Origin of the sequence: Blastopirellula sp. J2-11, from assembly GCF_024584705.1 — a bacterium.
In the GTDB taxonomy this organism is placed as follows: Bacteria; Planctomycetota; Planctomycetia; order Pirellulales; family Pirellulaceae; genus Blastopirellula.
Map to the genome: position 1 here is coordinate 3,517,713 of NZ_CP097384.1, position 14,189 is coordinate 3,531,901.

Below are 14,189 nucleotides of genomic sequence, written 5' to 3' on the forward strand. Positions count from 1 at the left end.
AACAAGTTGAAAACGCCGGACGTCTCGCCAGATCATGAAGTCGCTCCCTGCGCGGGAGCGTGGATTGAAACAGCCGGCCTCACCGTCCGTGCGGTATCGCTGATTGTCGCTCCCTGCGCGGGAGCGTGGATTGAAACATCTCTGATTCGGAAGGGTCGTATCGAAGCAGCTTGTCGCTCCCTGCGCGGGAGCGTGGATTGAAACAGGCTGAAAGTCAGGCGAAGAATCATCTTTTAGAGTCGCTCCCTGCGCGGGAGCGTGGATTGAAACACTTGATCAACTTTGCTCCGCATGTCAGACGCGAGGTCGCTCCCTGCGCGGGAGCGTGGATTGAAACCCGTCGAAGTGAATCACCCTAGATTCGGCAAGCGTCGCTCCCTGCGCGGGAGCGTGGATTGAAACCTCTCGAAAGCGTCCCAAGCGCGAACTGCTGAAGCGTCGCTCCCTGCGCGGGAGCGTGGATTGAAACACGGCGGCGGTCGCAACAAGCGCGGCATGCCTGATGTCGCTCCCTGCGCGGGAGCGTGGATTGAAACTGGCCGACTCGATCATGACCGTTAAGTCGGGCGTCGCTCCCTGCGCGGGAGCGTGGATTGAAACGTTGGGTCGGTTGGCCGGCCCCTATTCGTTGAAATGTCGCTCCCTGCGCGGGAGCGTGGATTGAAACATCGCATGCAGCCTTCGCCGTAAGTAGGTCTTTTAGTCGCTCCCTGCGCGGGAGCGTGGATTGAAACTCGCTTGCGAAAGCTGACGACGATAAAGCGAAAGGTCGCTCCCTGCGCGGGAGCGTGGATTGAAACAAGCCCGAACGGCTCGTTCACTTGTTCAAACTTCGCGTCGCTCCCTGCGCGGGAGCGTGGATTGAAACCCTGCCGCAAAGGTTGCTGTTAATGCCGCCGCGCTGTCGCTCCCTGCGCGGGAGCGTGGATTGAAACCAGTAGATGTTTTCGCCGGGATCGTAGTCGGCATCGTCGCTCCCTGCGCGGGAGCGTGGATTGAAACGGCAAAGGCCAGTTGATTATTCTCGGCGCGCGTCCGTCGCTCCCTGCGCGGGAGCGTGGATTGAAACTGGCTGGGCACATTCACGGGACGATCTGCCAAGGTCGCTCCCTGCGCGGGAGCGTGGATTGAAACTGCGAGTCGCTTTCCTGCGGAACTGAACGGCTGGCGTCGCTCCCTGCGCGGGAGCGTGGATTGAAACTGGATCTTAGACTAAACTTGGTCCTCGTGTAATGAAGTCGCTCCCTGCGCGGGAGCGTGGATTGAAACAGAATGCCCAGCAGCCAGTAAGAGTAGAAGGTCGGTCGCTCCCTGCGCGGGAGCGTGGATTGAAACACTCAATGGCGTATGCGGAATACGCCAGCTATCGGTCGCGGCGCCTCCGCGCAGCCATACCAATGATCTGCTGGGAGTAATCGCCGAGTTCCGCGCCAACTTCCCCGACGTTCGCCTGGTGATGCGGGAAGTCTTTGAGTCGCTTGGCAACGAAATGCTCGAAGCGAGAGAAGTCGATCTGGTGATCGGCGACAACAAATGCTGTCGCAATCCTGCAGAGCTGTTGGTGGAACCGATGCACGAGATCGAACCGATGGTCATCATGCCGGTCGGTCATCCGTTGGCCGATCGCCGCCGGATCCTACCGAAAGACCTCGCCAAGTATTCGGTGCTCAACCATCGCGATTCGTACGCTGACGACGAAGGACGTGCGATCCTCACCAAAGCCGGCGTCTTCGATTTTCCGGAACGATGATTCGATTTGATCCTCGCTTCGTCGATTCGCAGCTGCGTCAAACAAGGGCACGGCATCGGTCTGGTCGGCCGCGTGATTCCTGACGCGGTCGGCGACCCCGAGCTAGTCGAACGCTCGCTGAAACATTGTCTGCCGCCGACCGAAATCAACGGCTACCGCAGTCACCGCATTACCGAAGATCCGCTCCTGCGATCCTTTATTAACTTGGTGAAAGCAAAACCAGGCAAGTAACTTGAGCGCGTTTTGAAGCTGCAACTAGCGTGGCGCCTGACCCATGCGGCGAAACAGTCCCAAGGTCAGAGTAATGCTCTCAACGCATATTGCCAGCGGATTTGAGCTTGAACAAGATTCGCCGCCGTATTTACTCAGGTAATTCCTTAATTCGCAAATTTCGGATCGCGACCTTGGCGCCGTGCCCAAGGAAGCCAATGTGCCCGATCGAACGTTGCAGACCAGGGTGCTCCTTCCCATCGAGAGTTGGATTCTTACGGATTCCTTCCAGATTTGCGCTAAGTATCTCGGCGCCATTCAGCACTACCTTCACGGTATCGCCATCGAAAGTTACTTCCTGCTGGTTCCATTCTCCCAGCGGCTTCTGGAAACCACGCTTGGCAGGAGCCAGGCCATAGAGGGATCCATGGTATTGATATGGCTGTAGGTTTTCGTAAATCTTTGCCGAATCGTCCAGGATCTGAAGTTCGTAGCCGTCATAGGCCGGGTTGCCTGTTATAGGAGTCCGGATCCCCAGGCCGTTGTTAGCCCCTGGAGGAAGCTTGAATTCAAAGCGAAGAACAAAGTTGGCGTATTCTTTTTCCGTGTAAATGCTGCCGCCGCCAGATACCGGATCGCAGACGATACAGCCTTCCTCTATAGCATATCCCTTGGTATGTCCAATCCAACCATCGAAGTTTTGGCCATTAAAAATGGTGACAAAGCCTTCATCGATCTCAGTTGCGGAAACAAAAGCAATTGGGACGACGAATATTAGCCAAGGCAGAACGAAGACAAATGGGGTTCTCATCGATGTTTTCCTCGATAGGTTTGACATACAGGAGTGGGGCTGAACTGGGATAGGGTCGTCGCAACGATTCAATTCCGCAGATTTCAACCAGCAGATTTTCATTCGCGATTAACCCAGATCAGCCCAACCTTCGCGGTACTTCGGCTTGATGATATCTGCAACTTCGGGGGCATTCTTCGCGACCAGATTTTTGGCGTCCCACTGAATTATTTTTCCCTTACCTGATTCGCCGGTCGTCCAGACGGACAGGTTACCCAGCAAAATGGTTTCCGTTAATGGACCAGCGTAGTTCGGGAAATTCGACATCGGCTCAGGACCTCCTTTGATCCCATTGACGAATTCCTTAAAGTGCCCCGGCGAACGTGGAATTGTTTCTTTCGGACCTTTGTAATCCCTATATTTCTCTTCAGGCAGCAGATGGAACTTTGAACCGTCGTTGCCTGGCGAATAGATCTTTCCTGCGTCGCCGATCAGAAGACTGCCAGTGACGGAAAGCGCCCCGTCTTCCAGCGGAAGATCTTGGGTCAGCGCGGGTGAAGGCAGTTGGCCGCCGTCATACCAGTAGACAGTACATGCCGCACGACCATTCAACTCGGGGAACTCGAATTTGATGACCGACCACTTCGGATAGGTTTGCCCGTTGTGGCCAGACGAATCAGCGACCACTGAAATCGGATCGCGCAGGTTCAACGCCATAAAGGGCATATTGAACGTATGGCACGCCATGTCACCGAGGGCTCCGGTGCCAAAATCCCACCAACCTCGCCACATGGCGGGGTGATAAGCATCTGCGTATTCGCGGAATGGAGCCGGACCGATGAACATTTCCCAATCAATATGATCGGGAACCGGCTGCGGCTTAGGCATTCCGATGCCTTGCGGCCAGATTGGTCGGTTCGTCCAAACATGAATTTCATTCACCGTGCCGATACCGCCGGCTTGAATTATCTCTGCGGCTCGGCGCAAGCCATGTTGGGCTGTGCCTTGGTTGCCCATCTGGGTAACCACTTTATTTTCCTTTGCGATTTCGCCCAGACGACGCGCCTCCCAAATGCTGTGGGTCAGCGGCTTCTGCGTGAAGCAGTGTTTGCCCATCTTCATCGCCATGGCAGAAGCGGCGGCATGCGTATGATCTGGAGTGCTGACGGTTACTGCGTCAACCTTATCGCCCATTTCGGTAAGCATCTCGCGATAGTCCGTGTACGTCTTGGCGTCCGGATAGAAGCTTTTGCCTTTTTCAAGCTGACTCTTGTCGATGTCGACAATAGCGACCATGTTGCCTGCACGCCCCGCATCGGTCGAGTCGCTAGAGCCCTTACCGCCGATCCCGATGCTAGCGAAATTAATCTGTTCGTTGGGTGAGTTCGATTCCTGAGCTTGCACGCCGGCAGCGGCCCAAAAGCCTGCGCTGGCGGCAGTTGACAGCTTGATGAAGTGGCGACGGTCTTGGTGAGAATTCATATTTCTGTCCTGGTCAAAAAAGTCGTATGTCATTTCAATAAGAGCGTAAACTATTCAATTAATGCGTATCGGGCGTGAATATAGGTAGGCGTGCTTGGAATGGCCAAAGAACGAAGTCAAAAACTTTAGCGTTCTCCAGCTGTCACCATAGGGAAGCGATCCGTACGGAATGGGGAGGCAGGCAGGCCTTCTAGATTGAAAAGATTAGGCGTAGCATCATCTCGCCACGCAAAACGTGCCGCCACAGGATTCGCCACTTGAGTACTGCGCACAACGACGGTGTCGCCTTCTATCGTTGCTTTAGCTTCGACAAATTTTTTGTCACTAGCGGCAATGGTGAAGTGCGTAAGCGATTCGTCGTTGCGAGCGACCAAACCGCTTCCTATGTGAGAGAATCGAATGCGAATCGAATCCTCTTCAACCGTGTAGCCTGCGTAAAGTGGGCCGCTATGGACGATCTCTTTTTTTCCATAGGCTTGCGCCAAAGCCCATAGAGCAAGCCGCTGGCCGACATCCTGTTTGTTCCTGGGATGAATGTCGCGTATGTCGCCGATGTCCGTGGTTACCGCCATGCCTGTATTGGGCAATTGGAGCGTTAGCCGTTGGGCTTCCCGTAATTCGGCGCATGCCTCTGGGTCACGCGGGCCGTAACGAAACGGAGCTAATTGCACAAACAGAAAGGGGAAGTCGCGCTGCCCCCACTGCTCTCGCCAATCGGTAATCAAAGTGGGAAACAATTGGTGATATTGAGCAGCTCGAGTAGTATTTGCTTCCCCCTGATACCAGATTACTCCTGCGATTGGATATGGGATAAGCGGGTAAATCATTGCGTTGTAGAGAACGGCAGCTTGATTTGGCGAATTAGGCTGAAAGACGGCGGAACGCTCAAGGATCGGAGCGAATTCTTCTTTGTCATGCAATGCTTGACGACGAATCCAGGCCTCGCAATCCGAACCTCCCCAACTGGCGATTATTAATCCAATTGGAATATGGAGTTCTTTATGCAACCGACGGCCAAAAAAGTAAGCGACCGCAGAAAAATCGGCGACCGTATCCGGAGTACAGACCGACCATGATCCTCCGCAATCCGTTTGAGGCGTGGCGCTGATTTTAGGAGCAACTTGAAACAATCGAATTTGAGGGATATCCGCCGAGGCAATTTCGCTGTCCGCATTATTTACAAACTTAACGGGAAACTCCATGTTGGACTGGCCGACCGCAATCCATACCTCTCCAATCCATACGTCTTGAAACTCTTTCGTGTTGGTTCCTTGGCATCTCAAGACATAGGGGCCGCCTGCGGAAAGCTTATTCAATTGTACGGACCAAACGCCAGTCGATTCGGTTAACGCTTTCTGGCGGCGAGTGACTCTTCCCGTACTATCTAAAATGGAAACGGTCACCCATTCCTGAGGATCAGACCAACCCCAAACGGGGATAGTCTTTCCTTTCTGTAGCACCATGTGATTGGAGAAGACAGCTGGCAAACGGATGTCGGCCAGACAATGAGAATTACCCATCAGGTGAACCAGCATGCCGACCGTGGTCGCCAGCGTGATTCGCCAAATATTATTACTATGTTGAAAATTCATTGAAGGATCTTACGAGGATATAACTCGATACGGCTAGGCATGAAAGGCTGGCGATCCACTTACCTCAAGAGCGCTTTAACAGGGTGTTGCGCTTCGACGCCTGTAAGCTTCATATCAAGCCCTTGAAACTTGTAAGACAGGCGACTATGGTCGACTCCCAAGCAATGCATGATGGTGGCGTTTAGCTCGTGAACAGAGACAGGGTTTTCGATTACATCGTAGCTGTAGTCATCCGTTTTTCCATATTCGACGCCTGGCTTGATTCCGCCTCCAGCCAACCACATTGAGAAGCAGCGTGGATGGTGATCTCGGCCATAGTTTGTTTTGGTCAATTGCCCTTGACTATAGATCGTCCTGCCAAATTCTCCTCCCCAAATCACAAGGGTATCGTCAAGCATGCCGCGCTGTTTTAAATCTTGAATCAAGGCATAGCATGCTTGGTCAACGTCTCGGCACTGATTGGGCAGGTCCGTAGCTATTTCGGCATGCTGATCCCAGCCGCGATGGAAAATCTGGGTGAAACGAACGCCTCGCTCGGCCAATCGTCGGGCCTGTAAGCAACTCGCGGCGAACGACCCGGGAGTATGAACCTCGGGGCCATACATATCGAGAACATGTTTAGGCTCATCTGCAGTATTAACAAGTTCAGGCACTGCGCTTTGCATTCGAAACGCCATCTCATATTGAGCGATGCGGGCCTGAGTTTCTGGATCTCCAAATCGATCAAATTCTCGGTGATTCATCTCCGAAAGAGTATCCAGCATCTTCCTGCGCATGTTCTCGCTCACCCCCGGCGGATTGGCCAAAAACAGGACGGGATCTCCCGTGTTGCGCAGCAAAACGCCTTGATGCCTTGACGGCAGAAATCCGGAACCCCAAAGTCGATTGAACAGTCCCTGGGCAACCTTGCGGCCAGTCCACGAAGCCGTTAATACGACAAACGCAGGCAGATTCTGATTTTCGGTACCCAACCCGTAACTTAGCCATGATCCTAGGCTCGCACGTCCGGGCAACTGATTTCCGGTGCAAAAGAAAGTGATTGCGGGATCGTGATTAATCGCCTCGGTTTGCACAGAACGAACGATCGCCAAATCATCAACCATCTTCGCCGTATGCGGAAGAATGTCGCTAATCCAAACGCCATTTTTTCCATGTTGTGAGAACTTAAACATACTTGGTGCGACCGGAAGTCGATCCTGCCCCGAAGTCATTGTCGTTAGTCTCTGCCCCTTGCGTATGGAATCGGGCAAATCCTTATCGAAATACTTTTCCGGATTCTTGGCCATGTCGGGCTTGTAGTCGAAAGTATCCATTTGAGATGGACCGCCAGCCATGAACAAATAGATCGCCCGTTTCGCTTTGGGGGCAAAATGCGGAAGATCTGACAATCCGCCGGTCGTCGCAGTTGCGCCGTTTGCGGCGCCCGGGAGCATCGACGCTAACGCTGCGGCCCCAATGCCAGATGCGCCGCTTTGAAAAAAATGCCTTCGTGTAATAAGGCTGGCATAGTCTTGTACTGGATTCATGATTGTGTCTCCTACGTTCGCATTCTGATTACTAATTCTTCGTTATCACTTCATCCAGATTCAAGATGGTATTGGCAATCAAGGTCCATGCGGCAAGTTCACTCGGATTGCTTGTACTAACAGGAGGAGTCTCTCCAACCGCAATGAGTTTATTCGCCGCTTCAACGTCCTCTTGAAAACTTTCCTGATTTGATTGATACGCTTCCTTTAAAAGACGCAGGTCTTCGTCGTCAGGCAAACGAGCGGTTGCAAGGCGAAAAGCGAACTTGAGTCGATCTTCAACGGAATCGCCTCCTTCATGCAGAATTCGCTCGGCAAAGGCCCGCGCAGCTTCCACGTATTGAGGATCATTCATCAGCAAGAGAGCTTGAAGAGGAGTGTTGGTGCGTTCGCGGCGCACGGTGCATGACTCCCGTGAAGGTCCATCAAGCGTACTAATTTGAGGAGGCGGAGCCGTCCGTTTGATAAAAGTGTAAAGCGTCCGCCGATAAATTTTGTCAGCCCCTTCGTCTTTACTAAATCGCACGGTGTTTGACGAACCATAGCCGACAGCCAACCATAATCCGTCTGGCTGCGGCGGTTTGACGCTTGCTCCCCCCATTTTGTAGACGAGCAATCCGCTGATGGCCAGCGCCTGGTCTCGTATCGGCTCCGCATCAAGACGAAATCGTGGTCCGCGAGCCAACAAGCGATTATTCGGATCTCGTTGCATCGCCTCCTTCGTCGCTCGCGATGACTGACGATAGGCCGAAGACAATACCATGCGACGCAAGCTACGCTTAATATCCCAGCCATCTTCGATAAATTGCACCGCTAACCAGTCAAGAAGCTCCGGATGGCTTGGCATTTCTCCTTGAGAGCCGAAGTCTTCCGATGTTTTGACGATGCCTGTACCGAAAAGCTGTTGCCACAACCGGTTAACAAAGACACGTGAAGTCAGGGGATGCTGAGAGGCAGTCAGCCATTTGGCAAGACCTAGCCGATCTAGCGACAACTCATCGGTCATCGGCGGTAAGAACTTGGGCGTACTTCGCTCCACCATCTCACCTCGATTGGCGTACTCACCTCGTTTAAGGACATAGGCGGGCCGATGTTCATCTCGCTCACGATAGATGAGCGTGGTGGGTGCGTTTTGCCGGACTTCTTCAATACGTTTTTCGGCTTTGGCCAAGCGATCGAAGAGGTGGGAAAAGGCTTTCCGAGTTCCAGTATAAACATGCTTCAGGAAGTGCCGTTTTAATTGCCCTTGTTCCTCTATTGAGCGTTTCGTCTGGTCCGTTTGAATTATCGCCAAAATATCTTGGGGCAAGTCAGGCTGGTCGGTCGCCAGCACGTCGCGCTGCCAGATCAGCAGCGACTCGTATTCCGTTTGCTGCGGCTTCTTGGTAATGACGCCGGCCGAATCCCAATAGATCGTTCCATCGAATTGAGTAAACGACCAGCCATGAACCTTAGCGCCAGGAGTCAGAGCCACTTGTTGGATAGGGATTTCAAGCTTCACCCAAGTCCCTGCTTCAGGCAGCGCGCCCATGTATTGTCGACTAGGCGTTTTATCTTTTCCCCAAGTTATATGGTCTTCTCCCCAATATGCGCGATGCTCCCAGCTACCGTCATACCATTCCAGCATGATTTGCTTGGGTGGATTCTCCGGATCGATATAAACGTGAGCGAAGAGAACATCTCCGGCAGTAACTTCGAGAGGCGGGGAAGCCTCTATGAAGTAATGCTGGCTTAAGCCTTCAGCCGATCGGTAAAAGGCTTTGTCGCCGCCGAAAACAGGTTCAGGAGCGGAAACATAATTCCAGCCTCCTCCCGTTTTCGCGCCAATGGGAACGGCGTCCTCGATCCAAACAATTTCTGTCGGTTCGTAGGGGGCCACATCGCTAGGGGCGATGGGGTCTTGATAATCGATTGTTTCAATTTGTGCAGCGATCTCTGAAGTCACTGTCGCAATCTCTTGATTCAATTCGTCAATCTGCACCTTTTCTTCCGAGGTAAGAACTCTCAACATAGGGGCGGAATCTTTTTTGCCGTCGTCAATTGAAGGCCCATCCAGATTGTTAAAAAATGCAAATAGGGAATAGAACTCTTTCGATGTAATTGGGTCGTATTTATGATCGTGACATCGAGCACATTCCAATGTTAATCCCATGAAAATAGTGCCTGTGGTCGTAACGCGATCGACTACATTTCTCACGAGAATTTCTTCTTCGATCGATCCCCCTTCCCCGGTTGTCAAATTACATCGATTGAATCCTGATGCGATTTTTTGCTCGATCGTAGCGTCCGGCAATAGATCGCCCGCCAACTGCTCAGTAAGAAACTGGTCGTAAGGCATATTCGTATTGAAAGCGGATACAACCCAGTCTCGATAGGGCCACATTTCTCGATAGTTATCGAGGTGTAACCCATGCGTATCGCCGTAGCGAACAGCGTCGAGCCAATAACGAGCCAAGTGTTCGCCGTATCGAGGCGATTCCAGCAAGCGATCAACGACCCGTTCATAGGCGTCGATACGATCGTCTGCTAAAAATGCGCTTACATCCGCCGTTGTTGGGGGGAGACCGGTGAGATCAAGGGTCACCCGCCGAATGAGCTTCGCCTTGTCTGCCTCAGGCGAGAAGGTTAAACCTTCCTTTTCTAGTCGCGACAGTATAAAAGAGTCGATTTCATTTCTCACCTTGTCTACCTGCCGCACCGGAGGCGCTGTTGGCCTGGCGGGGGAAGTGAACGCCCAGTGCCCTTCCCATTTTGCCCCTTGTTCGATCCAGCGGGTAAGTAGATCGACCTCTTCCTGCTTGAGGGCGTCATGCCCATCCGGCGGCATCCGCAAACTGGGATCTTCTGAGTTGATTCGCGCGATGATTTCGCTTGTCATGGGAGAACCAGGAACAATCGCCGTCGCTCCAGAGTCGCATTTGCTTAATGCATCTTTCTCGATATCAAGCCGTAAACCAACTTGGCGAGATTCCTCGTCAGGTCCATGGCAGGAAAAACATTTGTCCGAAAGAATTGGACGCACATCACGGCTGAACTGCACCTCTTCCGCATGGATTGGCTGCACGAAGAACTGGAGAACAAGCATGGTGAGTACGGGCAGGAAGTTTAATCGCTTCATGTTTGCTTGGAATCCAAAGATGGGTCACTTAATAGCTTTGTAGGCGTGAAGTAAAGGGATGCAATATATTCAACTTTAGAGAGACTGCGATTGAGTGTCACTGAGAATATGTCGCAATCGGATGTTGAATATGTGTTAACAATAACGCCGATTGCGGCCCACGGCTGGCGCACACTTTGGGTATTTTCGCACAGCGATGATATTGGCTTTCCAATTTTCCATCACGCGCTGCAAGAAGAGCCGCAGTCTCGACAAGTCAACCAAGATGAAATCGTTTCGATTCTCGACCATTTCACGTAGCTTGATGATCCGCATCGCCATATCAATCGCAAGCATTTATTGGGCGATCTGCTCAGGATGAGCAACGTGAGCGTCAATCTGCTGCTCTTCGAGGTTAAGCTGCACCTGATCCACCGACCACGGTGAGGACCGATCGAGAATGGCCTAATAGATTTCTTTGTCTCGCACGAGGTTACTCCTTCGCGGAGAATTCTGCCCAACCCCAGAAGAAGCCGAATCGGCTAATATTTATGGAGAAATGCGACTTCGCAAGGGAGCCGCAGAAGATGCCTGAGGAACGCCTGCGTTTAGCTGTTCTTTCAGCTCCGGCAGATGATCTTCATAGACATCTCTTGGGTTACATGCATGCTTTTTGCAAATTCCCGCGGCCATCCCAACAACTTCGCCCATCATGCCTGTGGTTCTCTGAACGCGCACGGTCCCCAAGGCAATATGGGTAACGCTGATATTTCGCCCTGCCATAAAGAGGTTATCAATATTGCGCGAGTACAAGCATCGATAGGGGATTGGGTAAGGTTCGATTTGTAAATGATGGGCTTCGGATTGAAACGCTTCGCAAGCGCAAATCGGCTTTAGCGGATAATGCAGGTCGATAGTCCAAGTTGTTGTGACGCATGCGTCTGGAAACTCTTTCTGCTCAACGATATCTTGTTGGCGAAGAATAATGTCGCCGAGCAGGCGTCGCGACTCTCGCTTTCCTCCAATGTAGGCTATCCAAGACAGCTTCCAGGGAGCATATTTTTCGCGATACTTTTCATCGTTCTTCAGAGTAGCCCAATTTCCGTAAACAATTCGAAAGGCGTAGTCACGAATACGCTCAATTTCGCTGACTTGATCGCGCTGAGCGCCTGTTTCCCAGTCCCAGTCACCGCGCGTCGTCTCAACGCATGATGTGCTGTCGAATTGAATTGCCCAGGGGCATTCCGGGAAGGTAGATGACTTCTCCTCTTGTTCGGCATTCCATTGAACTGATGTCCCCATGACTAATTTATCGGCAACTTCTGGCGCCAACGCTTCATTCGTTTGCGATTTGGACTCACGACCAACTCTCAGATCGGCTTTTGCGAGATAGCCGAGCGTTCCGTCTCCTGTGCAATCGACAAACATGCGTCCGCGAAATAAGTGTCGTTCACCTGTTTTGATGTTTTGACCGACAACCGAAACGATGCGGTTGCCGTCCATCATGACCTCATTCATGTGAGTGTTGAGAAATAGGTCTATGTTTTTCTCGGATAGTATGGCTTGAAGCTTTCGATCGTCTTCGTAGTTGCTAGCCGCACCTGCATTGTGCTGTTTTTTTTCGGGATGCGCCTTAATGACCGCTAGTATCCGTTTGCTGCGAAGTGAGTCGGGATTTTGTTCGGCCTCCCACAGATTCCAGTGACCGATGGGGCCAATTTCATCGACGACAGATCCGAGTTTAGGGTACGGACTTTGAAAGATAAGCCCGGAGAGCCCAACGCGAACTTCAGAGCTATTGTTGCCGCCAAGCACGGGGCGGTTTTGAAGCAGCGCGACACGGCAACCGTTTCGTGCGGCGCTAATGGCAGTGCAGCAGCCAGCCACGCCGCCTCCTACAACGACCAGGTCATATTCGCCCACTAAAGGGGGCGCGTCCGGATAGCCTAACTGCTTTCTTCTAAAGCCAGCCATATCCGGGTCTTGATTCGGAGGCGAAAAGTCGTGATCCGTACTGAAGAGAATTGCATCGCACCGTCCTGCAAAACCGGTAAGATCATGAATCGCCAGCGTCCGCCGCCCTTCGGATATCTCGACGATGCCCCCTTCTTGCCAATGCCACTGTTCATCTGCAATACCGAAAGTACAATCCAACCTCTTGCCGTCAATAGAAAGCTGAAACCTACCGGGAAATCCTACGGCTTTCATTGCAGGCGGCGTCGTCTCTTTTTTCCATGGAGCGACCCAGTCTCGAGTTCGAACCCAAACCTTGTAAGCTCCAGCGACTGGAAACGCAACTTCCGTCTCAGCATCTGCAACTTGCTGGCCTAGGCCGTGGGCTAGAATAAAAGGGGAGCCCATTTGGCCCATTGCTTGTTGGTCAATTACCCAGCCTCCGAGATTTGAAAAGCTTTCCGCTTCAACGAGGACGGTTGCCGCCGATGCAGCGGTGGAGGTGATGGCCAACCACAGGATGACGACTATACAGCGGGCAGTATGCATGATTTTCGTTTTCGCAAAGTGGCGTGATTCTGAAATCGCGTAGTAGATAGATGGCTCAAGTAAGCGAAAATGCCAACATGTCCTAGCGTCTTAAAAAATGGGGCTCGGCAGGCAATTGCTACTTTAGCCAAAGGTCAATTGGCCTCTTGGCGTCAACATGAAGCGGCAGATCAATTCGCCGTCCTTCTCCCGCTGAAGCATAAGCCGCCATCACAATTTCCATAACGGCGAGTCCATCTTCGCCAGTTACGATTGGCTGATTGTCATGCTTAACACAGTCAACAAAATGCGCCATTTCCTGAGGGAATCCATAGTTCCAGAGTTCTTCATAAATAGTAAAACTCCATCCCTTGGTGCCACCAGACTTTTCTACGGCATACTCATATCCATTTTGTGAGTACGTTTGAATGGAATTTCCTTGCAGTAAATTAGCGTATGCGAGACCTTTGCTCCCATAGACTTCGGCCCTGTCGTCCATTCCGCCAAGCTTGGCCCAGCTTTCTTCGGCTAGGCCACGGCAGCCATTTTCGAATTCCACAATGATTATCGCATCGTCATCTCCACGGGTTTTGTCGCCGTGAACATAGGTGCCCATTTGAGCCAGCACGCTGACTGCCCTTGGGCGATTGAGACAATCTGGCCCTGATAGCAACCACCGGAAGAATTCAAAGGCATGGCACCCCAGATCTAGCGTGACGCCCCCTCCCGAGCGTTCCATATCCCAGAACCATTCTGAGTGGGGACCGTCATGTTTCTCCGATTGCTTTAGTAAGTAAGGAACGCCGATAGCTCCCTCATCCACAAGCTGTTTTAATCGCACGTATTTGGGGGCGAAGCAAAGCTCTTCGGCGTACATCAGCTTCACCCCAGCCTTGTTGCATGCGGCGATCATGCGATTACACTCTGCAAGACTAGGGGCCATCGGCTTCTCTAAAACGATGTCCTTGCCTGCTGCCGCCGCCGCCAGTACCGCCTCGCAGTGCAAGTGGTTCGGCAGCCCGATAACTACCATGTCGATTTCTGGCATTTCCAGAAGCTTTTGGTAGTCCGTAAACCAATGGGCGATCTTGTGCTTGGCGGCGAATGAGCGGACATTTTCTTCCGTTGCAGAAGCGACCGCAAGGATTTCTGCGTCTTTTACGGATCGAAGCGCCTCAACATGAATGCTGCTGATGAATCGGCTTCCCAGCAGGCCTACGCCTACCTGGCCGGCGATAGAATTTTTTATACACGTCATGTT

At 52.3% G+C, this 14,189-nt stretch carries 10 protein-coding genes and 1 CRISPR repeat array (1 of these 11 only partly in view); of the genes, 3 read left to right on the plus strand and 7 right to left on the minus strand.

The window, feature by feature from the left end; all coding sequences use genetic code 11:
* Positions 1 to 1,335: direct repeats of the CRISPR family, unit length 32 nt; unit sequence GTCGCTCCCTGCGCGGGAGCGTGGATTGAAAC; it begins 2,356 nt to the left of the window's first position.
* Between the two features lie 19 nt (positions 1,336 to 1,354).
* Both M4951_RS13980 and M4951_RS13985 read left to right on the plus strand, forming a co-directional pair.
* Positions 1,355 to 1,750, plus strand: a complete 396-nt coding sequence (locus tag M4951_RS13980) for a LysR family transcriptional regulator substrate-binding protein (RefSeq protein WP_262026922.1) — start codon at positions 1,355 to 1,357, stop codon at positions 1,748 to 1,750.
* A 6-nt stretch (positions 1,751 to 1,756) separates the two neighbouring features.
* Positions 1,757 to 1,981 carry a hypothetical protein gene (locus tag M4951_RS13985; protein WP_262022270.1) on the plus strand — a complete coding sequence of 75 codons (225 nt, stop codon included), beginning with the start codon at positions 1,757 to 1,759 and terminating at the stop codon, positions 1,979 to 1,981.
* A 130-nt stretch (positions 1,982 to 2,111) separates the two neighbouring features.
* Here M4951_RS13985 and M4951_RS13990 read toward each other — a convergent pair whose 3' ends face one another.
* The 5 genes from M4951_RS13990 to M4951_RS14010 form a co-directional block, all read right to left on the minus strand.
* Positions 2,112 to 2,771 carry a DUF1080 domain-containing protein gene (locus M4951_RS13990; RefSeq protein ID WP_262022271.1) on the minus strand — a complete coding sequence of 220 codons (660 nt, stop codon included), beginning with the start codon at positions 2,769 to 2,771 and terminating at the stop codon, positions 2,112 to 2,114.
* Positions 2,772 to 2,879: 108 nt separating this feature from the next.
* Positions 2,880 to 4,232: a Gfo/Idh/MocA family protein gene (locus tag M4951_RS13995; RefSeq protein ID WP_262022272.1), complete on the minus strand. Its 1,353-nt coding sequence runs from the start codon at positions 4,230 to 4,232 to the stop codon at positions 2,880 to 2,882.
* Between the two features lie 125 nt (positions 4,233 to 4,357).
* The gene (locus tag M4951_RS14000; RefSeq protein WP_262022273.1) at positions 4,358 to 5,824 is read right to left on the minus strand and encodes a sialate O-acetylesterase; all 1,467 of its coding nucleotides are present in this window, start codon (positions 5,822 to 5,824) and stop codon (positions 4,358 to 4,360) included.
* Between the two features lie 59 nt (positions 5,825 to 5,883).
* Positions 5,884 to 7,350, minus strand: coding sequence for a DUF1501 domain-containing protein (locus tag M4951_RS14005; RefSeq protein ID WP_262022274.1), 1,467 nt, complete (start codon positions 7,348 to 7,350; stop codon positions 5,884 to 5,886).
* 31 nt (positions 7,351 to 7,381) lie between these two features.
* Complete coding sequence (locus M4951_RS14010; RefSeq protein WP_262022275.1) at positions 7,382 to 10,468, minus strand: PSD1 and planctomycete cytochrome C domain-containing protein; 3,087 nt, start codon at positions 10,466 to 10,468, stop codon at positions 7,382 to 7,384.
* Between the two features lie 108 nt (positions 10,469 to 10,576).
* Here M4951_RS14010 and M4951_RS14015 point away from each other — a divergent pair, with 108 nt between their 5' ends.
* On the plus strand, positions 10,577 to 10,768 hold the full coding sequence (locus tag M4951_RS14015) for a hypothetical protein (RefSeq protein WP_262022276.1): 192 nt from the start codon (positions 10,577 to 10,579) through the stop codon (positions 10,766 to 10,768).
* A gap of 228 nt (positions 10,769 to 10,996) precedes the next feature.
* On the opposite strand, the gene M4951_RS14020 is transcribed toward M4951_RS14015, so the two are convergent.
* Both M4951_RS14020 and M4951_RS14025 read right to left on the minus strand, forming a co-directional pair.
* Positions 10,997 to 12,949, minus strand: coding sequence for an FAD-dependent oxidoreductase (locus M4951_RS14020; protein WP_262022277.1), 1,953 nt, complete (start codon positions 12,947 to 12,949; stop codon positions 10,997 to 10,999).
* A 118-nt stretch (positions 12,950 to 13,067) separates the two neighbouring features.
* Positions 13,068 to 14,186, minus strand: coding sequence for a Gfo/Idh/MocA family protein (locus tag M4951_RS14025; RefSeq protein ID WP_262022278.1), 1,119 nt, complete (start codon positions 14,184 to 14,186; stop codon positions 13,068 to 13,070).
* Between the last annotated feature and the right edge of the window lie 3 nt (positions 14,187 to 14,189).